We start from the raw sequence: 24,851 nt of genomic DNA, 5'->3' as shown, positions 1-24,851 counted from the left end.
CCCTGTTTTCTTTTTGCGCGATGAACCGCGAAGCGCGCGCGGCGCTTCGGTTATCACGGTGTGCGGCGTGGGCATGCAGCCTTGCATCTCGCCCGGCATCGGCGTCCGCATGGCAGGGCCTTCCAGCGGGCCTTCGGCGCTCACGTCGCGCGCCATGTGGATGAGTGCGCTAGATCTTGACTACCGTGGTGTCGTCGAAGTGGGTTCGGTAGCATTCCAATGCGGTCGCGGAATTGAACTCGCGAACCGATTTCCCGATGACGACCGTCGCCACGACGTTGCCGATCAGCGTCAGCGTGGCGCGACCCATCGACATGAAGCGCTCTACCGCGAGCAGCAGGGCAATGCCTTCGACCGGCACGATATGGGTCGCCGCGATGGTGGCCGAAAGAACGACGAATGCACTGCCCGTGACGCCGGCAACGCCTTTCGAGGTCAGCATCAGAAGGAGCAGGATGCCGAGTTGCTGTGAGATGCTGAAGTGGATGCCATAGACCTGAGCGATGAATACCACGCACATCGATAGATAGATGGAAGACCCGTCCTGGTTGAACGAGTATCCCGTCGGCATGACCAGCCCGACAACGCGCTTCGAACAGCCCAGAAGTTCGAGCTTCGACATCGCAGACGGCAACGCAGTTTCACTGGACGACGTGCCGATAGCCAGCACGATCTCTTCCTTGAAATACCGCAGCAGTTTCCAGAGATTGAGCCCCGCGCAGCGCGTCACTACACCGAGCACAACGAAAACGAAGAACGCCATCGTGGCATAGACGTATCCGACGAGCTTGCCCAACGCAATCAGCGATCCGAGGCCGTACTTGCCCACGCTGAATGCCATGGCGGCAAACGCGGCGACAGGCGCATAGATCATGACGATCCGGACGATGTTGAACATCACGCCGCTGAGACGCTCGAAGAAGTCTTCGATTGGCTTGCCCCGCTCTCGCATCATCGATAGCGCGCAACCGAACAGAATCGAGAAAACGATGATCTGCAGCAGGTTGCCGCCGACAAACGCCTTCAGCGCATTGTCAGGGAAGATGTCGACCAGCGCCTTTACAAAGGATGCGCTGGGGGAGTCCGCGCCCGCGGCTGCGAGGGACTGGGCGGAGGCCGCTGTATTGGGGACTGTAAGCCCGTCGCCCGGCTTGAGTACGTTCGCGACCAGCAAACCCAGGCCGAGTGCGAACGTCGTGAGCACTTCAAAGTACACAAGCGCGGATACGCCGATACGGCCAGCCCTTTTCAGGTCTCCCGCGCTGGAGATGCCGGTGACGATGGTCAGAAACACGATCGGTCCGATCACCATCCTGATCAGGCTGACGAAGATGTCGGCAAGAGGCTTGAGGGCCGTTCCAAGCGACGGAAAGAAATGGCCGGCGAGGATGCCCGCCACGACCGCGACCGCGATCAGGAAAGTCCGTCCCAGGTACCACCGACGACGCGGCACTGGTGTCGACTTGCTCATATTTGCCTCCGGAGTCTATGCGTCTTGTGTTTGTTGATGCTGCGCGAATTTGACAGAGAATCTGTGCAATCGAATGCATAAGATTTGCCCGAATGCTCGCATGGCTTTCGTCAGTCGATAAGCATGGAAAACCCTGGCAACCAGCTTGCCGAAGCGGGCAAAAATCCGTTTATCAAGCGGGATAAGGCACGCGCAGACATTCTGTTGCCCTAGATCCGCCTCGCACTGCGGCGGAATCGTACAAGAGGTTTGACATCGAAAATTCCTGCTTCTATTATGCAAACGATTGCAATAATAAGGAGACGAAAATGAACAATCGACAGCCCCGTAGAGCGATCGTCGAAGGCAGCGCGTTGCCCGGCCACTATGAAAATCAGAAGCCGGATCAGCCAGACCTGAATTTCTATCGACGTCAGCCCGGCTGAAGTCTTCTTTCGTTCCGAAGCCGCGGACATTCGACGTGCATGAACGCAAAACGGTCGTCACCTGTGCGACGGCTGCGTGGTAAGGCACTAGCCCTTTGGGTAACGTCGATTCAAAGGTGGGATGAGATAGCTTTTCTTATAGATGGCATTGCTAATCATATGGAGGAGATCGGAATGAGGAAGTCGAAAGTAAGCGCACTGCTTATGGCGATTGGCTGTTCGTCGATGGCATATGGGCAAAGTAGCGTGACGCTTTACGGGGTGGTGGATCCCGCGCTGATGTTCGTCAATAACGCGCAGGTCAACAAGGCGGGCGGGGTGCCGCATGGCGCGCAGCAGTACGCGCTGGTGGATGCATGGACATCGGCGTATGCAGGCAGCCGCTTCGGGCTGAAAGGTATTGAAGACCTGGGAGGGGGAACCGCTGCGATCTTCACATTGGAGAACGGGATCAACATGAACTCGGGTGCCTTGGGGCAGGGCGGCTTGATGTTCGGACGCCAGGCTTTCGTAGGCCTGACGAACGACAGTTGGGGTACGGTCACCGCAGGGCGGCAGTATTCATCGATGGTCGATTATGTTTCTCCGACGAGTTCGATTCTCCAATGGGGCGGGTACATCGCCTCACACCCGGATGACGTAGACAATCTCGGCATGACGAATCGCCAGAACAACGCGGTTAAACTGGCGACGCCCGTATGGAACGGGTTCTCGGCGAACGCCCTGTATTCGTTCGGGGGCGTGGCGGGAAGTACATCGCAAAATCAGATCATCACGGCGGCCGCCGGATACACGGGCGGCCCGTTGCGGGTGGGGATCGGCTTCCTGAGTGCGTTCGATCCGAATATCTCGATGTGGGGCTCGCAGCCGAATGCGGGCGGCGTTACCACCAACAATCTCGGGTCGCTCGGATCCGCCACGACACCAGAAAGGAACCCCGTCATCGCCGGCTATGCATCGGCGCATCGCGAGCAGATCTTCGGTGCCGGCGCGACCTACACGTTCGCACAGGCGACCCTCGGGCTGGTCTATACAAACACCCGGTTCATCGGACTCGGATCGTCGTCGGGACCCAACCCGCTCGGTTATAGCGGCAGCGCATCGTTCAACGTGATCGAAGCAAACGCCTCCTATCGGGTCAATGCGCCTCTATCGGTCGGCGTATCGTATTCCTACACGTCTGCGAGCGGTCCGGATGCCAACAAGGCCCACTACAACCAGGTCAACGCTGGCGCCCATTACTCGCTTTCAAAGCGGACGGACGTGTATATGGTCGTGGCCTACCAGCATGCCTCGGGCGTGGATTCGTTGGGGCAGCCGGCGGTTGCGTCTATCACGGGGATGACGCCCTCGGCGTCCAGACAGCAGGTGGTCGATGTCATCGGCATGGCCCATCGGTTTTAAGAGAGTGATGCGAATGAGATCGGGAGCAACGGGGAATACTATGAACAGGCAACTATGGTCTTATGGCGCCGCCGTCGTCGTGTGCGCGCTTGCCGTGCCGCTGGCGCACGCGCAGAACACCGCGGTTGCGCCGACTGCAGCATCGGTCGCGCAAACGTCCGGCGTACAGGCGAGCCGCAAGGCGATGAAGGCCGCTGATCGCAAACTCGCCTACGCGGTCCGCAAGCGCATCGAGCACGTCAAAGGGTTGGACGCGACGCGCATCGCCATCGTCGCGCGCGACGGCAATGTCACGTTGACGGGTTCGGTGCCGAAGGAGGAGCAGATCGAGGTGGCTGTCGATCACGCGAAGGCAGTGGCTGGCGTCACGTCCGTCAGCAGCCGTCTTGAAGTCGGTGAAATCGGGCCTTGAGGCAATGAGGCCAACGCGTTGCGCGTAGTGGGCGAATTTCCGCGGAGGGCTCAGTGCCCTCCGCGGCTTTTCTAACGCCTCGCGGCACGGCTAGTGTTCAGTCGCCGAAGTACATTGAGTTGCTATCCGCAGCGGCGCGACGGGCATTCCCGAGGCTGACGACTGCAGGGCCGCGTTGTTACGCGTTTGGGCACCGACGCGCGCTTCGGCCGTTTGGAGGTTGGCGGATGTTATCGCACGCTATCGCACGGTAGTGCACGCTTTACGCGTAAGGCATCGCGAGCAGGATCAAGGCCGGTTGTTCGGTCCGGTTGTGCAGCGCGCGCCGCTCGCCAGGTGCCAGGCGGCACGAGTCGAAGCGCTCCAGCGCAACGGTTCCAGTATCGGTCTCGACCTCGACCGTGCCTTCGAGCACGACGTAATGCTTTTCGACGCCGGAGCCCGACAACGTCGTGTGGCCGCCCGGCGCAATTGTCGACACCCCGAGCCAGAGCGACTCCGACGGTCCCGCCTCGTGTCCTTGCAGACGCACGCACTGCATGCCGAAGTGATTGTCCGGAAAGTAGGGCGGTGCTTTGGCGAAGCGCGTGACGTTCATGGCTTGAGCAGCACGCGATGCTGCGCGCCGTTGAACACGATCCGATAGGCGTCTGCTGCCTTGTCGAGCGAGAAAACGTGGTCGTTGACGATCGGGAACGGCTTGAGCGCGCCGCTTTCGAACGAACCGGCCAGACTGTCGAGAATCGCTGCGCCTTCAACGCTGTCGAGGGCGAGCGTGTCGACGCCGACGTAGGTGCGCTGACCGCGATAGAACTCGAGAATGTCGAACGGCACCGCGCGATCGATCGTTGAAATGAAGATCTGCGTTCCGCGCATCGCCATCGCCCGATTTGCCTTATCGAAGTAAGGGCTGCCCACGGTGTTGAAGACGATGTCGGCGCCATGACCGCCGGTAAGATCGCGCACGACGGTGTCGATATTCTCGACAGACTCGATCATCGTGACGTTGCCGCTTGCGTGACCGACATACGGTTGGGCATTGCGTTCGACCCCGAACACCTGCGCGCCTGCCAGCGTGGCCTGCTGGATCGCGGCCTGGCCGACCTTGCCGTTGGCGCCGAGCACGAGCACCACTTTCCCAGGAGCGGCACCGCCCGCGCGGCGCAGGCCTTCGGCTGCGGTAACGAACGGAACACCGATTGCGCCTGCCTCGTCCATCGACATCGCGGCGGGCTTTTCACGAACACTGGCGACCGGGACGACCACGTAGTTCGCGTGAGCGCCGTTCCTGCGAATACCGAGTTCGCCGCCGCTGCCCCAGATTTCCTTGCCGATCAGTGCGGTAGGACCGTCCACCACGACGCCGGCATAGTCACGCCCCGGCGTGCGCGGCCACACGGCATGAGGCATGAAGCCCAGCACCGCTTTGACGTCGCTCGGATTGACGCCAGAACTGCGTACCTCGACGAGGCACTCGCCCGCCTTGATCGACGGTGGGATTTGCTGCACGAAGTTCAGTTCCAGAGCATCGATGTTCGCGCTCTTGTTTTCAACCGTTACCGCTTGTGCCATGTCATTTCTCCTTGTATCTAATGTCTTTGCCGACGAACTTGCCCGTGTGTCGAGGGGATTCACGACAACGCCAGGATGCCGCGCGCCTCGCTCGCCGTTGCGATCTCGCCGCCCATCGCCAGCACGATGTCACGTGCCCGGGCCACGAGTTGCGCGTTGCTCTCCGCCAGCACGCCGCGGGAGATGTAAATGTTGTCTTCGAGGCCGACGCGAACGTGACCGCCTGCGAGCCACGACTGTGCCACGATGGGGAACTCGGCCCGGCCGATGCCGAACGCCGACCAGACAGCGCCGGCCGGCAACAGGTCGCGCGCATAGAAGAGTGTCTCCGGCGTCGGCGCAAAGCCGTACTTCACGCCGGTCACGAGCGTCCACAATCCCGGGCCGTCGAGTACGCCGTCCTTGATGAGGTCCCGCGCCAGATGAATGTCGCCGCTGTCGAATACTTCAAGTTCCGGTTTCACGCCCGCTTCACGGATGATGTGAGCCATGCGCGTGACATTGCGCGGCGTGTTGATCACCACCTGTGCGCCCGAGTTCATCGTATTGAGGTCGATGGTGCAGATGTCGGGCCGCAGCTCTGCGATATGTTCGACGCGCTTTTCCGGGCGCATGAGCGTCGTACCGGCGGCGGCGACCTTCGGATCGTCTTCGCCCGGTACGAAGCGGCCACCGGGACCGGTGGTCAGGTTGATAATGAGTTGCTGGTCAGCGGCGCGGATCAGCTGAATGACCTCGCGGTATAGCTCAAGCTCCATCGAAGGGGCGCCGGTCGCCGGGTCCCGTACGTGGATATGGACAACCGAAGCACCGGCGGCGGCAGCTTCAAGCGCTGAATGTGCAATCTGTGCCGGCGTGATCGGAAGTCCCGGGTGTTGCTCCGGTTTCGTCAGGTTGCCCGTGATTGCACAGGTAATGATCGTTTTGCGGGAATGCATCGCTAATTTTCTCCTGCATCAGGTTGTGACAGGCAGACGCGCTCAGGCAAAGCCGCTGTGAGCGCGCATGAATCGGACTGGTTTGCTGCCTGATTAGCCGAGGCGTCGTCCGCCGTCGACGACGATGGTGGTGCCGGTGCTGAACGTCAGCTGTGTCGCGCACGCCTCGATGGCCTGCGCGATGTCGTCCGCGCTGCCGATGCGGCGCAGCGGGGTGGTATTCGCGACCTTGTCGTTGAAGTCGGCGCTGCGTCCCGGCACGAAGCTCGTATCGACCACGCCGGGCGACACGTTGAGGATGCGCGTCCTGGGCGCGAGCACGCGGGCGAGCGACAGGGTCATCACGTCGAGACCCGCCTTCGCGGCGCAATAGGCGATGTTGCTGCCAATCCCGTTCGATCCCGAGATTGACGACACATTCACGATCAGGCCTGCGCCGGATTTGTCCAGCAGCGCGCGGAACACGCGCACCGCCGCAAACTGGGCGCGCCAGTTCACGCGCATGATGTCGTCGATGAGTTCATCGGTTAGCGCGTCGAGGTCGGCGTGCGGAATGGGTTTGGTGAATCCGGCTGCATTGACGAGCACATCGACATGGCCGTAGTGCGCCGCGACTTCCTGCGCGAGCTGCTTCAGCGTGTCGCTCTCGGTGATCGACACGGCGGCGGCATAGTGGCCGGTACCCGGCAACGCCGCGACCACCGCCTGCGCACTCTCCACGGTCTGACCCGCCACTACCACGCGCGCGCCCGCGGCGGCAAAGCGCTGGCTCGTCGCAACACCGATCCCGCCGGTGCCGCCAATCACGACTACAACTTTTCCTGCAAGTGAATCGGACATCATGTGCCTCTTTATAGCGGTGTTTACTTGATCGGGGGAACGGGATAGGTCGGCGTGCCTTCGGCTAGCACGAACTCATAGTCGAGCGTGTAGAAGGACCCGTCGACAGGCTCCGGTGCGCCGGTGTCGCGCAGTTCATAGCGGCCGACCAGGTCGCGAGTCACGCCAAACGCGACGTCGGAGTTCAGGTGATCGGAATCGTCGGCGAAGACCTGCGTGACGAGCGTGTCGTAGCCCTCTGCGATCACGACGAAGTGAATGTGTGCCGGGCGGTAGGGATGCCGTTGCTGCGCGGCGAGCAGGGGGCCGACCGGGCCATGCGTCGGCACAGGGTAGCCAGCCGGGCGCACGCTACGGAAATAGAATTCGCCGTGCTCATCAGTCTGAAACTGGCCGCGCAGATTCATCTCCGGCTGCTCCGGATCCTGGTTTTCGTAGAGACCGACTGGCGAAGCCTGCCAGACGTCTACCTGTGCGCCTGCGACCGGTTCGCGTCGTGCGTTCAACACTTTTGCCCGGACGAATAGCGGCTTGCCCGGCGAACCCCCAGCAGCGATGTTCGCGCCGTTTTCATAGCGAGGCGCGCCGCCACGGAAAAACGGCCCGAGCAGCGCGCCGGACGTCCGTTCTTGCGGGTTGGAGTTATTCAGCAAAGTGACCAGCGTCGAGATTCCGAGGACGTCGGCGAGCAGTACCACCTCGTTATGCAAGTCGTTGCATGCCAGGCCGACTTCTTTCAGGAACGCGTGTCCTTGTTCGAACTCCTGGTCGGTAAGACGAACCTCCCGGAGAAACGCGTGGCTGTGCCTGACCAACGCAAGCAGGATCTGTTTCAGGCGCGGATTGGTCGTGTTGCCCATCGCCGCTGTCACGATGTCGGTAACGGAATCAGCGTTTTCGATGATGCCCTGCGAAGCGGTCTCGTTCATATTTACTCTTCCGTTGAGTATTGCAATCGATTGCATAATAGGACCGGAAATTGACGCTTGTCAAGCCAGGAAGAGTGCCCTCCGCGGTACGCGGCTTTTCGACCCTTACAGAAGGTACAGATCGACTGAACGCCAAATCGGGCAGAAATTCCATGCTGAAAAGACTCTTGTGCTTTCCGTAGTGAATGCGGCCTTCTGGTAAACACTGAGTTCCGCCCCTTTGCCGAAGGCGTACGATTTATGCAATCGATTGCGTTGTATTGCAGAAATCGGCAGAGAAAATGGATGGTGCCGCAGACGGATCGCCCGTTAATGCGGCGCCATTGCCAGAAGATTGGAGGAATGGACAATATGGCTTACATACTGATCAAGAATGCGTTTGTTGTCACCATGGACGAGACGCAAGAAGATTTTCATGGTGACTTGCTGATCGACGGCATACGTATCGCGGCCTTGGGAAAAGGGCTCGAGATGCATGGCGCCACCATTGTGGACGGGACGGACTGCATCGTCATCCCCGGACTCGTCAATGCCCATCTGCATACCTGGCAAGCCGGTTTGCGCACGATTGCGTCGAACTGGACCTTGCCCGAGTACTTCCGTTGGGTGCATGCCGGTCTTGCCACTCAATTCGAACCGGAGGACATCCGGATCGCCACGTTGGCGGGTGCGCTGAACCAGCTCGAGAATGGCACGACGACGCTGGCGGACTGGTGCCATAACAATCCTACGCCGCTTCACAGCGACGCGGCGATCGAAGGGTTGAGGCAGGCCGGGATTCGCGCGACCTTCATGCACGGTACTCCCAAACCCAATCCGGTGCCGGGTCAGCGGCCATTCTGGGAGGTGCCGCATCCGCGCAGCGAAGTGATCCGGCTCGCAAGCGAACTCGGCCCGCACGATGGCTTGCTGAGCCTGGGTCTGGCGATTCTCGGGCCGCACTATTCGACCCTCGAGGTGGCGCTGGAAGATTTCGCGCTCGCGCATGAATTCGGTCTGGTCGCTTCGATGCACCAGGGCGGCGGTCCCGCCAGGAGTCCGGACGGATGGGCGAAACTGGAAGCCGCTGGACTATTGGGCAAGTCTATCAACATCGTCCACGGTAACGACCTGCCGGACGAGCAACTGGACCGCTTCGTCCATGCCGGCGTGAGCTTTACCGTGACGGGCGAAAGCGAAATGGTCTCCGGCCACGGGCATCCGATCGTCGGACGTCTGCGGGACCTCGGTGTCAGGCCGTCGCTGGGAAGCGATATCGAATCGGCACTGTCCGGCGACATGCTGACCGCGGCGCGAATTACGCTGTCGCATCAGCGCGCGCTGGATAACATCGCCGCACGCCAGACGGGCACGCTGGCGGGCAAGAGCCGCGTACGCACCCGCGATGCGCTCGCCTGGATCACGATCGAAGGCGCACGGATGCTGGGGCAGGAAGACGAGATCGGCTCACTGGCACCCGGCAAGCAGGCCGACCTCGTGATGATTTCGACGCGCTCGTTGAACATGCAGCCCGTACACGACCCAGTTTCGGCGGTGATCATGCACGCGAATCAGTCGAATATCGACTCCGTGATGGTGGCCGGCAGCTGGCGCAAGCGCCACGGCAAGCTGCTGCGCGACGACGTGGGTACCGTCATGGAAGCGTTACAGCGCACGAGCAGCCGGATTGTCAGCGCGCTCGGCATTCAGGCGTCGGACCTTCACTAACGAGTCACGCCTGGGCGCACACACGACATGGCCGGCGATTCAGCCGGCCTGTGCCCGGCAGGCCAACGCGCAGCCGGCGACGACGTGGGCGAGTAGTCTTCCGACGCTGCCGGCGCGCCTCACACGCGCTCGGACGAAGGCGCTGCGGTCGACCTGCGGATCACCAGTTCAGGCCGCAATACGACGCTGACGTGCCCCTTGCTGCTTCCCTGAAGCGTATCGACAATCAGCGCGGCGGCCCGCGCACCCATTTCATACAAAGGCAGATGAATGGTGGTCATTGCCGGTGCGACGGCGTCCATCAGGGGCATGTCGTTGTGGCCAATGATTGAAACGTCCTCCGGACAGCGCAATCCCGCAGCCTGGAGGGCGTCGTAGCAGCCAAGCGCAATCAGATCGTTGCCGGCGACGATCGCGGTGATGTTCTTGCGCTTCTCCAGGAGCGCGTCGCAGGCGGCCTTGCCTGCGGCGCGCGAATACGCGTCGCATTCCGTGACAGGGCACAAGCTCGCCTTCAGACCGTTTTCCTTGATCGCATCGAAAAAGCCCTGCTTGCGCTGGAAGCCGGTGGATAGCTCGCTTGGGCCGCCCACATGCGCGATGTTGCTATGCCCGAGCTGGCTCAAATGGGTGACGGCAAGACGCATCGCCAACTGATTGTCGCCGACCACGCAGGACACGCGGCCGCTATCGTCGCTCCGGTTGACGACCACCACCGGTAGCCCTTCCTCGAGGCAATGCATCAGCACCGGGTCGTTGCGTTCGAGGGTAGCCAGGATCAGCCCGTCGACGCGCCGTCCCACCATCTGGTCCACGACGAAACGCTTGCGCTCGATCGTGCCCGCTGCGTTCGCGATCAGCGGCAGCATGTCCCGCTTGGCCAGTTCGTCTTCGATCCCGCGGCAGATGGGCGGAAAGATCGGGTTGGTGATGTCGGGCAGGATGACGCCGATGGTGCCCGAACGGCTGGTTCGCAGCGTGGCCGCGATGCGGTTGGGCGTGTAATTGAGCTTCTGGGCGATCTTGAGCACACGTTCGACCACTTCGGCGCCGATCAGATGGCGCGTGGCTGGGTTCATCACTCGGGACACGGTGGACGCATGAACACCGGTTAGCTCGGCAAGCTCTCTTATCGTCGAGCGTCTCTTGATCGTCATGGATTGGCGCGGTTACGCGTGGTGGGCTAATAGCCATTTTACCGCGGTCAAATGGTCATTAACCACGGGGGATGTTTTATCAGGCTTTGTTCGGATGGCCTTGTCAACTTGCCGTGCGTGAGACAAAACGCTGGAGGCGTGACGATGATTTAGAAACCAGTCGACGGATCTTGGGCGAGCGCCCGGCGGCACAAAGAAGAATAGCGACACCACCTGCGAGACTCGCCCTAGCGGATTTCTCTGGCCACATTCTGCAATTTCTTGAAGGCACGAAAGCGCGCCTCATGCAGCGCCGCCATGTCGCCGGTGGCCGGCTCGTAGGTTTTGCTGATCCGCGACATCCTGGCCATCGCCGAGCGAACGTTGTCGAACCTTCCGCCCGCGACACCGCCCAGCATCGCAGCACCTAGCAAGACCGGCTCTTCCGCCTGCGTGGCGAGTACGGGCTTGCCCGTCGCATCGGCGAGCAGTTGCCGAACGAGATCGAGTTGCCCCGCGCCGCCGCTGATCACTACCCGCTCGATCGGCGCACCGGCGCTCGCCTGCGCTTCGATGATCTGGCGCAGGCCGTAACCGATACTGCAAATGCCGGCAATGTAGAGGGCGATGAGGCTGTTCAGGTCGTCTTCCATGCCGAGGCCCGCAATCACGGCTCTTGCGTGAGGGTCGGCGAAGGGGGCGCGATTCCCCAGGAACTCCGGGACGACATGCAGGCCGTTGGCTAGTGTCACCGATGCCGACAGGGTGTCCGCTGTCTGCGTTGCCTGTGCTGCTTGCGCTGCTTGCGCCGTCGGTGCCGTCCGAGCCGCCTGAGCCGCTTGTGCCGCTTGCGCCGCCGGCGCCGCGTGCGTTGCCCGAGCCGCCGGCGCCACCTGCGCCGCCTGCACCGCCTGCACAGCGAGGGCGGCGAGCATCACCGGCAGGGACTGGCCCTCGTGCCCGGCGCGGCGCCGGGCTTCGGGGGTGGCGGGGTGCATCGAAAGCAGCCGTTCGATCGCCGCGCCCGCGACCGATTGGCCGCCCTCGTTGAGCCATGCATCCGGCACCATCGCCGAAAAGTACGGCCCCCACACGCCGGGCACGAAGACCGGACTACGGGTCGTGGTCATCGTGCACGATGAGGTGCCGAAGACGTAGGCGAGGCAGGACTCGGGTTCGTCATTGGCGCCCACTGTGCCGATCCCTCCGGCATGGGCATCGATCACGCCGGTTGCGACCGGCGTTCCGGCGCGCAGACCGAGCGCCTCGGCAGCGTTTGCCGTCAGCCCGCTGCCCAACGGCGTGCCCGGGTCGACGACGGTCTGGCCGATGCGCGCAAATCCCTCGTCCGCCAGCACGCCGAGACCGACGCTCCGGAAGTAACTCTCGTCCCAGCGCCGTTCGTGCGCGAGATAGGTCCATTTGCAGGTGACCGTGCAGGTGGATCGGGACAAATCCCCCGTCGCGCGCCAGGTCAGGAAGTCGGTCAGATCGAAAAACTGCCATGCCGCCGCGAACACGTCTGGCTTGTTCTCGATGAGCCACAACAGCTTCGGCGTTTCCATTTCCGGCGAGATCTTGCCGCCGACAAACTTCAGCACCTCATGGCCCGCAGCGTTGATGCGCTCCGCCTGCTCCACGGCGCGATGGTCCATCCACACGATGATGTCGCGCTCGGCTTGCTCGGAGGGACCCACGGGCAAGGGCTGACCACCTTCGCCCAGCACGACGAGCGAGCAGGTCGCATCGAAGCCGATGCCGTCGACCTGATCGGGCGACACCTCGGCCTGCGAGAGCGCGTCTTTCACGGCATGGCAGACGGCGTTCCAGATCTCGCCGCTCGACTGCTCGACGATGGAGCCACTCGCGTGGAACAGCGTGATGTCATGTTTTGCCGAGGCCACCATGTGGCCGGCAAGATCGAAAATGCCGGCCCGGGCGCTGCCCGTGCCGACGTCCACACCGATGACATAGCGCACATCGCGCGTGCTGGGTATCGCACCGGAGGTCGGGTTTTCTGAGGTCATAGATCGACGTTGTTGGGAAGAATCACGAGATCGCGGATGGTCACATTGCGCGGCCGCGTCAGCATGAAGAGCACTGCATCGGCGACCTCCTGGGCTTGCATCAGACTGCCTGAGGCGAGTGCCTCGTCCATCTTCGCCTTCGGCCAGTCGTCGAGCAGGGCTGTGACGACCGGGCCCGGGCACACCGCGCCGACCCGCACGCCATGCCTGGCGAGTTGGCGCCGCGTCGTGTGGACAAAGGCCTGTACCGCGAATTTGGAAGCGGTGTAGATCGGCTCCCACACGACCGGCACGATGCCCGCAATGGAACTCGTAAAGATGATGTCGCCCGCTTTCTGCGCGACCATGTGCGGCAGTACCGTGTGGACAGAGCGGAACGCGGCATTGACGTTCAGGTTCAGTACGCGGTCCCAGTCGTCCGGCTTTCCGTCCACCACCTCGCCGCCGACGTAGGCGCCGGCGTTGGCATGGAAGATGTCGAGGCCACCGGCAAGGTCAAGGATTCGCGGCAGCATCGCGGATACCTCCGCTGGCTGCAACAGGTCCACGACCAGCGGAAACGCATTCGGTCCCAGTTCCGCGCACAGTTGCGCGAGCTTGTCCTGCGCACGATCGATCAGAACGACCTTCGCGCCTTCCGCGATCAGCGTGCGTGCGCACGCGAGGCCGATGCCCGATGCCGCGCCTGTGATGGCCGCAACTTTTCCCTTGATGGATTCACTCATTGACTGTTCTCCGTGTCGACCAGAGTTAGCGCTTTAGCGCTTACTCTGGTCCCATGCTTCGCGGTCGACCAGAGTTAGCGCTTTAGCGCTTACTCTGGTCCCATGCTTTGCGGTCAACCAGAGTTAGCGTGTCGACCGGAGTTGGCGCTTTAGCGCCTATTCCGGTCCCATAGCGCTTACTCTGGTCCCATGCTTCGCGGTCAACCAGAGTTAGCGCTTCAGCGCTTACCCCGGTCCCCCACAAGACGATTGCTATATGAACGAAAACTACGCCCGACCATGCGAAACACGAGACTGCCGGGCGAGCGAGTCGACGATCACGGCGATCGCCAGCACTGCCCCGGTGATCATGAAGCGCAGCGACGACGACAGGTTCAGCAATGTCAGCCCACTGGCAATCGACTGAATCACGATAATGCCCAGCACCGCCGAATACGCACTGCCGCGCCCGCCGAACAAGCTGGTACCCCCAATCACGGCCGCGGCAATAGCGTTCAGGTTCACGTCGCCGGTACCGGCCTGCTGACTGGCCGAAGCGAGCCGCGCCGCGGTCAGCACGCCGCCGAGCGCGGCGAGGCTGGCGCACAACACGAACGCGCTGGTATAGATCGCGCTCACATTGATACCGGCCCGCCTCGCGGCCTCGTGATTGCCGCCGACCGCGTGCATCGACCGGCCCCAGCGCGTTCTCTTGAGCGCGTAGTCCATCGCGACCGCGAGGCCAAGGAAGATGCCGAACATCAGCGGCACGCCGCGTCCCCGATTAAGGTAGGCAACCACCACTTCCAACAGGATGGTGATAGCCAGCGCCCGCACGAGAAGACTCCCCACCGAGGACGCCGAGAGATTGGACGCACGGCGGCGCTCACGCGTGCGCAGCCCGATCACCAGCATCACGACACCCGGTACCAGCGCGAGAAGATACGCGACGACAGCGGGGATGATGATGAGTTGTCCGAGGTTCACCATCGCCGAGTCGTACGGCAGGTTGATCGACCCAGTCGCGCCGAGCACATACAGCTGCATGCCGAGAATCGCGAGCAGCCCGGCCAGCGTTGCGACGAAGCTCGGCATGCCGAGCCGGTTGAGCAAAAACGCGTAGATGGCGCCGACCACCGCGCCGACAATGAGCGCCGCGACGATCGCCAGCAACACCGGCCAGCCGTGATTGACCCAGAGCATGCCCAGCAGCGCGGAAGCAAAGCCGCTCATCGAACCCACCGACAGATCGATCTGTCCCACCATCAGCACGCAGACGATACCCAGCGAGATGACGCCAACCGTCGAACAGTCGAACAGCAGATTCACCAGATTGTCGGCCGAGAGGAACACCGGGTTGAGACTGGTGAACACGGTCCAGATGATGACGAGGCCCGCGACGACCGGCAGCGATCCCAGATCGCCCGAGCGCACCCGTTCGACGAAGGCGGCCACGGTGCCGCTCACTCCGGTGGCGTGCTTGACGCGGCTATCGCTGCGGTCGAGCAGCGTGGACGGCTGCGGCGCGCCTTGCGGTTCAGGCTGCGGGGCGCCTTGAAGGTCGTTGCTCATGATGGTTCCTTGGTCGAGGCGCCCTGTTCGGCCTGGCGGCGGCCGGCGCGGCGCGACACGGCGTTCTCGGTGGCGCCGGTGATCGCGGCCACCAGTTCCTGATTCGAGGAGTCGGGATAGAAGACGCCGTTGTTGCGGCCGAGGCGCAGCACCACGATCCGGTCCGCCACGGCGCGCACGTCCTCCATGTTGTGGCTGATCATGATCACCGCGTGACCGCGATCGCGCACCCGTTCGATCAGGTTCAGCACCTCGGCGGTCTGGGCCACGCCCAGTGCCGCGGTCGGTTCGTCGAGCATGATCAGCTTCGGGTCCAGCAGCAGCGAGCGCGCGATCGCCACGGTCTGGCGCTGTCCACCCGATAGCGAGGCGACCACGTCGCGCACACTCGGGATGCGGGCCGACAATTCGTTCAGCAGCGTCCAGGCCTTCACTTCCATGGCGACCTCGTCGAGGCGCGCGGGATTCAGCTCACGCCCGAGGTAGATGTTCGCGACGACGTCGAGGTTTTCGCACAGCGCGAGGTCCTGGAACACCGTGGCGATGCCGAGATCGAGCGCCGCGCCAGGATTGGACAGCGTGACTTCCTTGCCGCCGAAGGTGATGGTGCCCGCACTGGGTTGGTGGACGCCGGCGAGAACCTTTACCAGAGTCGATTTGCCGGCGCCGTTGTCGCCCACGAGCGCGACGACTTCGCCGGCGTGCACGTCGAGCTCGATGTCGGTCAGGGCCGACACGGCCCCGAAGTGCTTCGAGACGCCGCGCAGGCTCAGTACCAGTTCGCCACGTCTGGACCGTGTTGTGGAGTTGTCAGTCATGGGACGGATACCTCATCGAGAGTAGAGAGACCCGGCACGCGCCGGGTCCGTCCGGGGTTTGCGGCGCGTTCGCGCCGCATTGGCAGCGCCTCGCGTCACAGTTGCGCCGGATCAGTACGTGATGCCCAGCTTCTTGCATCCTTCGGCATAGCGATCGGTGCACAGCTCCTTGCCGCTCGCAAAGCCCTTGTCGACGACCTCGGCCTTAATGTTCTTCGCCGTGATGACCGCCGGTTTGAAGAGTTGCGCCGGCGTGTTGAAGAGCGTTGTTTCACCCTTCGGCGTCTGGCCGGACAGGAAGCCGACGGCCACCTTCGCCGCTGCGGCGGCGACGATCTCGCTCGGCTTCAGAATCGTGTTGTACTGGTCACCGGCGATGATCAACTGCAACCCCGCGGTCGTCGCGTCGTTGCCGGTCACGGGCGGCACCGGATTGACGCCGGCTGCCTTGAAGGCCGCGACGGCGCCGCCGCCCGTGCCGTCGTTAGCGGCCACGACACCGACAATCTGCGAGCTGAAGCGCGTGATCTGCCCGCTGACCCACTGCTGCGCCTTCGGCGGCGCCCAGTCCGGCGTGTCGTACTCGGCCAGCGTCTTGTAGCCGCTGCCCTGCAGTCCGGCGTGGATCCCTTTCTTGATCAGTCCCGCTGCCGCGTCGGTCGGCGAACCGTTGACCTCGAGCACGCCCCCCTTGCTGGTCGGCACGTTGGTTTCTTTCAGGTGCTGAACGAGCGATTGCGCGATCGCCTTGCCGATGCCTTCGTTGTCGAACGACACGTAGTAGTTGGCCGGCGTCGATGGTACGGGCCGGTCATACGCGATCACCTTGATGCCCTGGTTCTGCGCTATGTGGACCAGCGACGCGGCGGCCGTCGAATCGACCGGATCCAGGACGATCACCTTGGCGCCTTGCGCGATCACCGAGTTGAACTGCTGCTGCTGCGTCGAGACGTCGGCATTAGCGTTCTGGTAGAGCACCTTGCAGTCGGGACAGAGCTTGCCCATTTCGGCTTTGAAGCCGGGGAAGTCGTGCTGTTCGTAGCGGGTCGACGCCTGATCAGGCATCAGAAAGGCGACCGTGCCGCTGGGCGCGGCCCATGCCGCGGTGCTGATCAACAGGCTCAGGGCGCTGGCGCCGATTAGTGGGTTCGAACGTCTGGTCATCGAATGTCTCCATTTTTAGAAAAATTCCGGCGCGGGTGCTGCCGTGGTTGGGCCGCTGGTGAGGCTTCTTGTTGAAATTCGTTAGTAGTTCGTTAGTGTGGTTCGCAGTGTTCAGATCGCGGTTTGTGGGTTTTCCGTGCCACCTGGCGCTACGCCGGACGCTTCCGAGGCACGCGCGGCGTCAGGGGGTTCAGTGGCACTCGCCGCATTGAGTTGTTGATAGGCGCGCCATCGCGAAGGCGACATGTCCTTCAAGGAAAGGAACTGGCGATTAAAGTTCGAGAGGTTGTTAAAGCCGACCCGGTAGCAGATATCGGTGATGTTCAGTTCACCCGACATCAGTAATTGACACGCGAGATTGATGCGCAGCCGGTTCACGTACTGCACGAACGGCACGCCAGTGTGCCGGCGGAAGTATCGCGAGAAGGCACTCACGCTTTGTCCCACGAGTTCGGCCAACTCGGTTTCGCGCAACTCTTGCGACAGGTTCTTGCCAATATAAGAAAGCACGTGATTGATGCGCGTCTCGGCATAGCGTGCCGGGTCCGCGCAATAAGCAGCGCTCGCCAGCTTCACCGGCGCGACGCTTTGCACGAGCAAGTCGAGTAAAGCAAGAAACAGCGTGATGCGCCGCATGCCTTTTGCGCCCAGCATCTCGCGCATGATCGGTTCGGCAGCCACACCCGTTTCGGGTGCGAACAGCACACCCCAACGCGATGCTTCGAGTAACGACTCGACGCGCTTGAACTCCGGGAAAACCTTGATCGCGTGCGTAACGAACGCTGCATCGAATTGCACGATCAGACAGCGTTCATCCACATGCTCGCCATGCGGCACATTGCTGACCCAGTTGTGCGGCAGATTCGAGCCCACCATCACGAGATTGCCGGGCGTGAAATTGCCGATGTAATCGCCGACAAAGTATTTGCCCGTCGTCGACGTAATCAGCTGAATTTCGTATTCGGGATGGAAGTGCCAGCGCACCGTGCGGTAGGGATACCCATGCGCCCAGACCTTGAAGGACTCGTCGCGCGGCACGGCGACCAGTTCCAGATCCGGCTGGGCGATGTTGGCGTGGCGCGCATCGATACGCGCCGTGGCAGCCAGCGTCGTGGGCATCTGTCTTCCTCCTGAGCCTGTTCAGCTTTTTTTGGCGGTTCGCGGAGTCCATATCGCGCTTCGCCATGGAAGAAAGTTAGTCCTGTCGCGGATACCCCGCCACTGAAAATAAGACCGCGAACTAATACTTTATTGCATTCGGGTAAGTCCGTAGGGCAGCAGGAGTCAAATTTTGTGCAGTGCGGAAGCTGGGCTGCGGACTCAGAATGGATGGATGCCGAAAAGCGTGTCAGTGCTTCTCGCATTCACGTGATCTTCGACTCACTATGGCAGCGACACGCGCGCGTATTCGCGTTGTCCTGCTTCGTCCCGCCTTATCCTGTCACTTCCTGGAGAAATCCATGTTCCCTGTCAACGGCATCGTCGCCGTGTCCACGCAGCGCACAGTCGAGCAGGCCGCAGAGACACTCGCGTCGCTGATTGAAGCGAAAAACCTCATCTTGTTCGCCCGCATTGATTTCGCAGCGGATGCCGCGCGCGCGGGGCTTGTGATGAATCCGTCGCAGTTGTTTATATTTGGTAATCCGCAGGCGGGGACGCCACTGATGCAAGCCGCGCCGACCATCGCGCTCGACCTGCCTTTAAAGGTATTGGTGTGGCAGGAGGACGGCGGCCAGGTGTGGCTCTCGTATAACGCAACGGGTTATCTGCAGGCACGGCATGACGCGCCTGCAGAGTTGATGAAAGCGATTGATGGCATCGGCGCGCTCGTGCAGGCAGCGGCGGCCGGCTGACCTGCCTCAGTCGGTACCGCGCACGATTCGCAGATCGCGCTCGACCCCGTCGCCCAGGGCTTCAAGCGCTTTCTTGTAGGCGTCGCTTTCGTATGCGGCAACGGCCTGCTCGTAGGTTGGGAATTCGATCACGACAGTGCGTTCCTTCAAGCCCTGCTCGCGAACCTCCTCGGCTGCTCCGCGCACGAGGAATTTGCCGCCGGCGGCTGCCACGGCTGACGGTGCCAGCTGTGCGTATGCGGCGAGTTTCGAAGGGTCTTTCGTTGCGCGATATGAGGTTACCCAGTATCCCTTGCTCATGTGAATCTCCTTGTTGGTGGCGTGAACGGAGTGGTTGCGTTGCAAGCAACGACGAAGAATTATGTCATCTATCGGCCTTCTCATTGATGAATGAGGCGGCTATCTCGTGCGCGGCTGGCTGGTGATGCCGCTAGTCAGCGCGCTGATCGTTCTGTCGATGGACGGCGGTTATCGCGGCTTGGTCGAAAAGCTTGTTTGAGCTGGCGCTAGGTCTGGCTCGCCATGTGCACCTGAAGCATCGCGGGGAGGCTGCCGCCGAGCTCGGACATGCCAAACAACAGCAATGCGCCGCAAAGCAACAGAAGCAGCGGATTGATTCGCGTACTGAGCAGCACTGCCACCGAAACGAGAGCAATCGCTACGGCCGGGAGCCCGCCGTCGAGCGACTTCAGCAGGACCCATCCCGCGGCGAGAATCATGCCGGATGCCACGGGCCGCAAACCGCGTTCCAACGCCAGTTGCCACGCCGCACCCTGATAACGTGTCCAGATGTGCGTCACACCGTAGATCAGAATGCCGGTGGGCGCGAGCAATGCCAGGGTTGCCACGACAGCGCCCCAGAAACCCGCGATCTGCCAGCCTATCAAGGTAGCCAGCAGCGAGCCGGGACCGGGCGCCATGCGCGAAATGGCAAAGTCGACGCCGAACTGGGCATGCGTCATCCACCCATGCACGTCCACGACCTGCCGTTGAATATCGGCAATGATGGCCTGGCCACCGCCGATGGTAACGAGAGAGAGAGGCGCGAAGACCGCCGCAAGCTGTAGAAGAATGCGATTCGACATGGCTAGGCTTTGCGCAGTTTGAGGTATTCGAAAAGCACGCTCAGGCCTCCTGCGCCTATCACGACCCACACCAGCGGCAGCCGCAATATGCCGACCGCGACGAAGGTGCCGGCGAGAAAAAACAGCGGCAGGAGTCTGCGCGGCACGCGGCGCGCGGTGGTCACGCCCATTGACAACGACAGGCCGGTAGCCGAAGCGGCAGCCCCTGCAAGCAGAATGTGGGCGAGCGGGAATTGCATCAAACGGCTGAGAACGGTGCCGAGAATGATGATGAAAATGGCGGGCGGGATGATGATGCCGGCAACCGCCAGCAAAGCGCCGCGCCAGCCGAGCAGCCGGTGGCCGATCCAGATCGCCATGTTTTTGACGTTGATGCCCGGCAGCGCCTGCGAAATGGCGAGGCCGTTCAAAAAGTCTTCTTCACTGATCCAGTCGCGATCCTGGACGAATTCCCGCAATAGCCACCCGCTCAGCCCGCCACCGAAACTGGTGAGCCCGATACGGCTGAATATAAAGAACAGCCCGGAGAGGGTGGGCGGCGGACTCGTGTTAGCTATTTGTTGGGACATCGAATCTTCTAGTTAGATTGACGTATGACGGGCGAAATAGTTGCGCCGGACGAGCGGGCCAGATCATGTGTGGCTGGAAAATTATAACAACCGGAGGTTTGCTTCCGGACGCCGTTTGCGGCTAATCGATCGTATTCGGCGAATTTTGGACGTCACGGGTCACCCGGTTAAATACCTCGCTGCCATCAGGAGGTATCGGGCCGTATTCGCGGCAGGAACGGGGGGCGTGGGACAAGGCGCAAACGTTCAATGCCCAACGGGGCATTGCAGTCCGCGGTATGGAGGACTGGATGCGCGAAAACCTGCTGACGCAGACGAGTGTTTCGCTTTAGTAGATCCGCTGTGGACGCCGCGCTCGGGGCGTTTCAACGTTCCAGCTGGAGAGCTGGTTTGAACGGTGTCCGGTGAAGCAACCGGTTTTTCAAGGCGGTCTATGGGATGACGCCGCAGACGTATGCGGCGCTGAAGCCGCACCATTAAGGAGCCCATTGCCGGGCGTCACACGGAAAGAGGCACGTCCTCGATCAGCGCCGACTGTACGGAGCGAATCCTGCGATCGACGAAGTAGCCGCCGCCTTCCGTGTAGCGCAGATACAGCCGGTTGCACAATGCGCACTGCCAGACGGAACAGCGGTTGTACGGGAAGTAGCGTGGCGCGATGGGCGCGTCGGCAGACCAATAGCTCGTTTTGCCCGGCAGATACTCGCTGAACGTGGGTTCCGGATCGTCATCCGGCAGCAGCGTGCCGACCTCTTCGAACTGCGTTTCGTCGAGGGAAAGCGGCTGCGATTGCCAGCCTTCCAGTGGTGTTTTCGTACACATGCACGGCGCAGCCGCGCGCTGCTCCGCACGTTGCGCGAGTTCAAGGAGGGTTGCTGCGTTCAGATATTCCGCCATGAGGCACACGATTCCTGCAGGATTGAGCCGATGATGCCGCCGCGACTCAGGGTACGCGGCGAGCCAATCGCATCATGCACGCTCCGGCGCCGCGCGTGAAGTCAGTTGTTCATCATCCGGTCGCGCTGGGGCACGACCCACGAACGGTCGAAACATCCCTCGGCGATCGACTTCAACGCCGCCGTTTCTTTCGCATACTGCCGCCGTGCGCCTTCGATCACTGCTTCCACGTCGGCGGGTGAGATCGCGAGCAAACCATCTTCATCGCCGACGATGATATCGCCGGGATGAACCACCATCCCGCCGACCGTGACCGGCACGTTGATCTCGCCCGGTCCGTTTTTGTAAGGTCCACGGTGCGTCACGCCACGCGCATACACCGGGAAATCGCGCTGACGCAGCGTGCCGACGTCGCGGATCGCACCGTCGATCACAAGGCCCTGCACGCCCAGGCTTTCGGCGAAGCTGGCCATGATGTCGCCCATCAGCGCTTGCGTCAGCTCTCCGGCGCCGTCGATCACGAGCACGTCGCCCGGCCGGCAAAAGTCGAACGCGCGATGAATCGCGAGGTTGTCGCCGGGACGGGTATGCACCGTGACCGCGGTGCCGGCCATCGGCTTGGGCTGATGGTACGGGCGCAAACCGATCATGCCGCTCGCGCGCGCCATGTTGTCGCTGAGCAGTGAAACCGCCAGTTCACGCAAGACCTCGAGCGTTGCCGGGTTTGCCTGAGGCGCGGATTTGTATTCGCGCCAGCCGATCGGATTTGAAGCGGGATTCATAGCGTTGCCCCCTGGGTGGTGGATTGTTGCTCGAGTTGGTGCGTCAGCCGCGGGTACACGGCGCGGGCGTTGTCTTCGTAAATACGCTGACGGTCAGCGGCACTGAGCCATTCGATCGCATCGATGTAGCGCCGCGTGTCGTCGTAGTAGTGGCCGGTTTCCGGATCGATACCCTGAACCGCGCCGATGGTTTCCGACGCGAACAGAATGTTCTCGACCGGAATGACCTTGGCGAGCAGTTCGGCGCCGGGCTGGTGATAGACGCAGGTATCGAAGAATACGTTATTCAGCAGATACTCGCTGAGGAGCGGCTTCTGCATGTCCTGTGCGAGCCCGCGGTAGCGTCCCCAGTGATAGGGCACGGCGCCGCCGCCGTGCGGGATGATGAAGCGCAAGGTCGGGAAGTCGGCGAACAGATCGCCCTCCAGCAATTGCATGAACGCGGAGGTGTCGCCGTTGATGTAGTGCGCGCCCGTCGCATGGAAATTCGGATTGCACGACGACGACACGTGAATCATCGCTGGCACGTCGAGTTCCACCATCGCTTCATAGAGCGGATACCACGAGCGGTCCGTGAGCGGCAACCCTGACCAGTGGCCGCCGGAGGGATCCGGATTCAGATTGCAGCCGATGAAGCCCAGTTCCTCGACGCAGCGCCGCAATTCGGCGATGCAATTGGCCGGCGCCACGCCGGGCGCCTGCGGCAACTGGCATACACCAACGAAGTTGCGCGGAAACAGCGAAACCACGCGGTGAATCAGGTCGTTGGATTCGCTCGACCAGACCGCATTGGCTTCGGCCGTGGCGAGGTGATGCCCCATGCCGGCGGCGCGCGGCGAGAAGATCGTGAGATCGGTACCGCGTTCGCGCTGGATGCGAATCTGGCCGGTTTCGATACTCTCGCGAATCTGGTCGTCGGTAATGACGGGGCGCGGCGGCGCTGAACCGCCGTCCTTCAGCGCGGCGATCTGCTGCGTGCGCCAGGCCTCGTGCTGCGGTGGCGAAGTGGTGTAGTGACCGTGGCAATCGATGATCATGGTGTGAAAACCCGTTGGGTGTCCTTGTGAGTGCTTACCTGTGCTTGACGTGCTTGACGTGCTTAAGCGGTGACATGGCATGCGCTGTACGTTCGCTAATCGTCGGTCGGGGTGCTCAGGCTCGTGGCGCGGCATCGCCGGTTGCGAGCGAGGCGACTTCGTCCTCGCTCGGCGTGACGCGCATCACGAGCGCGATGATCGTCGCGACCACCAGAAACGCCGCGATCGTCAGCAAGGCCAGCTTGAAGCTGCCGGTCGCATTACGCACCAGCCCGATGCTCCAGGGGCCGACCAGCCCGCCGAACTGCGCAATGGTGTTGATCAGCGCGATGGTTGCGGCGCCCGCGGCGCCGGTTCTGAACGACGACGCGAGGCTCCAGAACAGCGGATTGCCTGCATAGATGAACAACCCCGTCAGACACAGCAGCGCGTAAGCGATCACGGGGTTCGGCGCGTACGCGCTGCCGGCAATCGCCAGCGCGCTCATGCCGTACACGAAGGCGAGGTGCTTCTTGCGGTCGCCGGTGCGGTCGGAACTGCGGCTGATCAGGAAGGTGCCCAGTACGCCCAGCAGCGGCGGCGCGGCGGACAGAAAGCCGACCTCGATATTGCTGAGATGGCCGAAACTCTTGACGATTTGCGGCAGCCACAGGAACAGGCCATAAATGCCCACCAGCGCGCAGCCGAACAGACACGCGAGGCTCCATACGCGGATGTCGCTCGCCACGCGCAGCAGCGGGAAATGGGTGCTCCCGCCCACGGCCTCGCGTTCGGCGGCGAGCGTCGATTCGAGCCATTGCTTCTCGTCGTCGGAAAGCCAATTGGCGTCGGCCGGACGTTCGGTCATGATGCGCAGCGTCAGCAAACCGAGCGCCATCGCCGGGACGCCTTCGAGGATGAACATCCATTGCCATCCCTGCAAACCGAGCACGCCGTTCGCGTAGGTCATCAAGGTCGTCGAGATCGGACCGCCCAGCACCGCCGAGAACGATCCCGCGATGATGTAGCCGCCCACTGCGCGAGCCCGGTAACGCACCGGAAACCATTTGGTCAGATAAACCGCCACGCCCGGCAAAAAGCCCGCTTCCATCACACCCAGCAGAAAGCGCAAGACATAGAAGCTCGAATCGTCGAAGACAAAGGCGGTGGCCGCCGCGACCGCGCCCCACGTCAGCAGAATGCGTGCGATCCAGCGGCGTGCGCCGACCCGATGCAGCAACAGGTTGCTCGGCACTTCCAGCAACATGTAGCCGAAAAAGAAGATGCTGCCCGCGAAGCCGAACACGGCTGGACTGAAACCGAGCTGCTTGTTCATGTCCAGCGCGGCGAATCCGATATTGATCCGGTCCAGATAGTTGAAGAACATCATCGCGAAGAGCAGGGGCATTAAGCGCCCGTACACTTTGCGCATGGTGGCGGTTTCGTCGAATGAGGTCATGCTGTCTCCGTACGTACTGCGAGGGCTGGCGCCGTTGCAGCGTGTTTATGGTCGGCCTGCCGATCGAACGC

Annotated in this window: 24 protein-coding genes; 4 read left to right on the top strand and 20 right to left on the bottom strand. The window is 62.1% G+C overall.

The window, feature by feature from the left end; all coding sequences use genetic code 11:
• Window positions 1-169: 169 nt before the first annotated feature.
• Window positions 170-1,471, bottom strand: coding sequence for a cation:dicarboxylate symporter family transporter (locus P0D84_RS34670; protein ID WP_408344405.1), 1,302 nt, complete (start codon window positions 1,469-1,471; stop codon window positions 170-172).
• 599 nt (window positions 1,472-2,070) lie between these two features.
• On the opposite strand from P0D84_RS34670, the gene P0D84_RS34665 reads away from it, so the two are divergent.
• Complete coding sequence (locus tag P0D84_RS34665; RefSeq protein ID WP_408344402.1) at window positions 2,071-3,300, top strand: porin; 1,230 nt, start codon at window positions 2,071-2,073, stop codon at window positions 3,298-3,300.
• Window positions 3,301-3,340: 40 nt separating this feature from the next.
• The gene (locus tag P0D84_RS34660) at window positions 3,341-3,712 is read left to right on the top strand and encodes a BON domain-containing protein (RefSeq protein WP_408344399.1); all 372 of its coding nucleotides are present in this window, start codon (window positions 3,341-3,343) and stop codon (window positions 3,710-3,712) included.
• A gap of 262 nt (window positions 3,713-3,974) precedes the next feature.
• Here P0D84_RS34660 and P0D84_RS34655 read toward each other — a convergent pair whose 3' ends face one another.
• The 5 genes from P0D84_RS34655 to P0D84_RS34635 form a co-directional block, all read right to left on the bottom strand.
• Entirely contained in the window at window positions 3,975-4,310 is a 336-nt protein-coding gene (locus P0D84_RS34655; protein ID WP_408344396.1) for a cupin domain-containing protein, read from the bottom strand.
• Window positions 4,307-5,284: a quinone oxidoreductase family protein gene (locus P0D84_RS34650; protein WP_408344393.1), complete on the bottom strand. Its 978-nt coding sequence runs from the start codon at window positions 5,282-5,284 to the stop codon at window positions 4,307-4,309. The genes P0D84_RS34655 and P0D84_RS34650 overlap by 4 nt, the downstream gene beginning before the upstream one ends.
• Before the next feature lie 59 nt (window positions 5,285-5,343).
• Window positions 5,344-6,222: a beta-keto acid cleavage family enzyme gene (locus tag P0D84_RS34645; protein WP_408344390.1), complete on the bottom strand. Its 879-nt coding sequence runs from the start codon at window positions 6,220-6,222 to the stop codon at window positions 5,344-5,346.
• A gap of 93 nt (window positions 6,223-6,315) precedes the next feature.
• Window positions 6,316-7,065 (bottom strand): SDR family NAD(P)-dependent oxidoreductase, encoded by a 750-nt coding sequence (locus P0D84_RS34640; RefSeq protein WP_408344387.1) that lies wholly within the window; start codon window positions 7,063-7,065, stop codon window positions 6,316-6,318.
• 20 nt (window positions 7,066-7,085) lie between these two features.
• Complete coding sequence (locus tag P0D84_RS34635; RefSeq protein ID WP_408344384.1) at window positions 7,086-7,991, bottom strand: dioxygenase family protein; 906 nt, start codon at window positions 7,989-7,991, stop codon at window positions 7,086-7,088.
• A gap of 351 nt (window positions 7,992-8,342) precedes the next feature.
• Here P0D84_RS34635 and P0D84_RS34630 point away from each other — a divergent pair, with 351 nt between their 5' ends.
• A complete protein-coding gene (locus tag P0D84_RS34630) occupies window positions 8,343-9,698 on the top strand; it encodes an amidohydrolase family protein (protein ID WP_408344381.1) in 1,356 nt (451 codons plus the stop codon).
• A gap of 119 nt (window positions 9,699-9,817) precedes the next feature.
• On the opposite strand, the gene P0D84_RS34625 is transcribed toward P0D84_RS34630, so the two are convergent.
• From P0D84_RS34625 to P0D84_RS34595, 7 genes are all read right to left on the bottom strand, one after another.
• Window positions 9,818-10,855, bottom strand: a complete 1,038-nt coding sequence (locus tag P0D84_RS34625; RefSeq protein ID WP_408344378.1) for a LacI family DNA-binding transcriptional regulator — start codon at window positions 10,853-10,855, stop codon at window positions 9,818-9,820.
• A 227-nt stretch (window positions 10,856-11,082) separates the two neighbouring features.
• The gene (locus P0D84_RS34620) at window positions 11,083-12,861 is read right to left on the bottom strand and encodes an FGGY-family carbohydrate kinase (RefSeq protein WP_408344375.1); all 1,779 of its coding nucleotides are present in this window, start codon (window positions 12,859-12,861) and stop codon (window positions 11,083-11,085) included.
• Entirely contained in the window at window positions 12,858-13,586 is a 729-nt protein-coding gene (locus P0D84_RS34615) for an SDR family oxidoreductase (RefSeq protein ID WP_408344372.1), read from the bottom strand. Before P0D84_RS34615 ends, P0D84_RS34620 begins: the two co-directional genes overlap by 4 nt.
• Window positions 13,587-13,853: 267 nt before the next feature.
• Window positions 13,854-15,137 (bottom strand): sugar ABC transporter permease, encoded by a 1,284-nt coding sequence (locus P0D84_RS34610; protein WP_408344369.1) that lies wholly within the window; start codon window positions 15,135-15,137, stop codon window positions 13,854-13,856.
• A complete protein-coding gene (locus tag P0D84_RS34605; RefSeq protein ID WP_408344366.1) occupies window positions 15,134-15,955 on the bottom strand; it encodes an ATP-binding cassette domain-containing protein in 822 nt (273 codons plus the stop codon). Before P0D84_RS34605 ends, P0D84_RS34610 begins: the two co-directional genes overlap by 4 nt.
• A gap of 111 nt (window positions 15,956-16,066) precedes the next feature.
• Window positions 16,067-17,119, bottom strand: a complete 1,053-nt coding sequence (locus P0D84_RS34600; protein ID WP_408344363.1) for an ABC transporter substrate-binding protein — start codon at window positions 17,117-17,119, stop codon at window positions 16,067-16,069.
• A gap of 111 nt (window positions 17,120-17,230) precedes the next feature.
• Window positions 17,231-18,238: a helix-turn-helix domain-containing protein gene (locus tag P0D84_RS34595; protein WP_408344360.1), complete on the bottom strand. Its 1,008-nt coding sequence runs from the start codon at window positions 18,236-18,238 to the stop codon at window positions 17,231-17,233.
• A 341-nt stretch (window positions 18,239-18,579) separates the two neighbouring features.
• On the opposite strand from P0D84_RS34595, the gene P0D84_RS34590 reads away from it, so the two are divergent.
• Window positions 18,580-18,972, top strand: coding sequence for a DUF302 domain-containing protein (locus P0D84_RS34590; protein WP_408344357.1), 393 nt, complete (start codon window positions 18,580-18,582; stop codon window positions 18,970-18,972).
• 6 nt (window positions 18,973-18,978) lie between these two features.
• On the opposite strand, the gene P0D84_RS34585 is transcribed toward P0D84_RS34590, so the two are convergent.
• The 7 genes from P0D84_RS34585 to P0D84_RS34555 form a co-directional block, all read right to left on the bottom strand.
• On the bottom strand, window positions 18,979-19,272 hold the full coding sequence (locus P0D84_RS34585) for a DUF1330 domain-containing protein (protein WP_408344354.1): 294 nt from the start codon (window positions 19,270-19,272) through the stop codon (window positions 18,979-18,981).
• Between the two features lie 206 nt (window positions 19,273-19,478).
• A complete protein-coding gene (locus tag P0D84_RS34580) occupies window positions 19,479-20,057 on the bottom strand; it encodes a chromate transporter (protein WP_408344351.1) in 579 nt (192 codons plus the stop codon).
• A gap of 2 nt (window positions 20,058-20,059) precedes the next feature.
• Window positions 20,060-20,626 (bottom strand): chromate transporter, encoded by a 567-nt coding sequence (locus P0D84_RS34575; protein WP_408344348.1) that lies wholly within the window; start codon window positions 20,624-20,626, stop codon window positions 20,060-20,062.
• A 498-nt stretch (window positions 20,627-21,124) separates the two neighbouring features.
• Complete coding sequence (locus P0D84_RS34570) at window positions 21,125-21,523, bottom strand: hypothetical protein (protein ID WP_408344345.1); 399 nt, start codon at window positions 21,521-21,523, stop codon at window positions 21,125-21,127.
• A gap of 101 nt (window positions 21,524-21,624) precedes the next feature.
• Window positions 21,625-22,305, bottom strand: a complete 681-nt coding sequence (locus P0D84_RS34565) for an RraA family protein (RefSeq protein WP_408344342.1) — start codon at window positions 22,303-22,305, stop codon at window positions 21,625-21,627.
• Entirely contained in the window at window positions 22,302-23,342 is a 1,041-nt protein-coding gene (locus P0D84_RS34560; RefSeq protein WP_408344340.1) for an amidohydrolase family protein, read from the bottom strand. The genes P0D84_RS34565 and P0D84_RS34560 overlap by 4 nt, the downstream gene beginning before the upstream one ends.
• Before the next feature lie 115 nt (window positions 23,343-23,457).
• Entirely contained in the window at window positions 23,458-24,780 is a 1,323-nt protein-coding gene (locus P0D84_RS34555) for an MFS transporter (protein WP_408344338.1), read from the bottom strand.
• Window positions 24,781-24,851: the final 71 nt, after the last annotated feature.

Source organism: Paraburkholderia sp. RL17-337-BIB-A, from assembly GCF_046025895.1.
In the GTDB taxonomy this organism is placed as follows: domain Bacteria; phylum Pseudomonadota; class Gammaproteobacteria; order Burkholderiales; family Burkholderiaceae; genus Paraburkholderia; species Paraburkholderia fungorum_C.
This window is presented reverse-complemented; position numbering and strand designations above follow the sequence as displayed.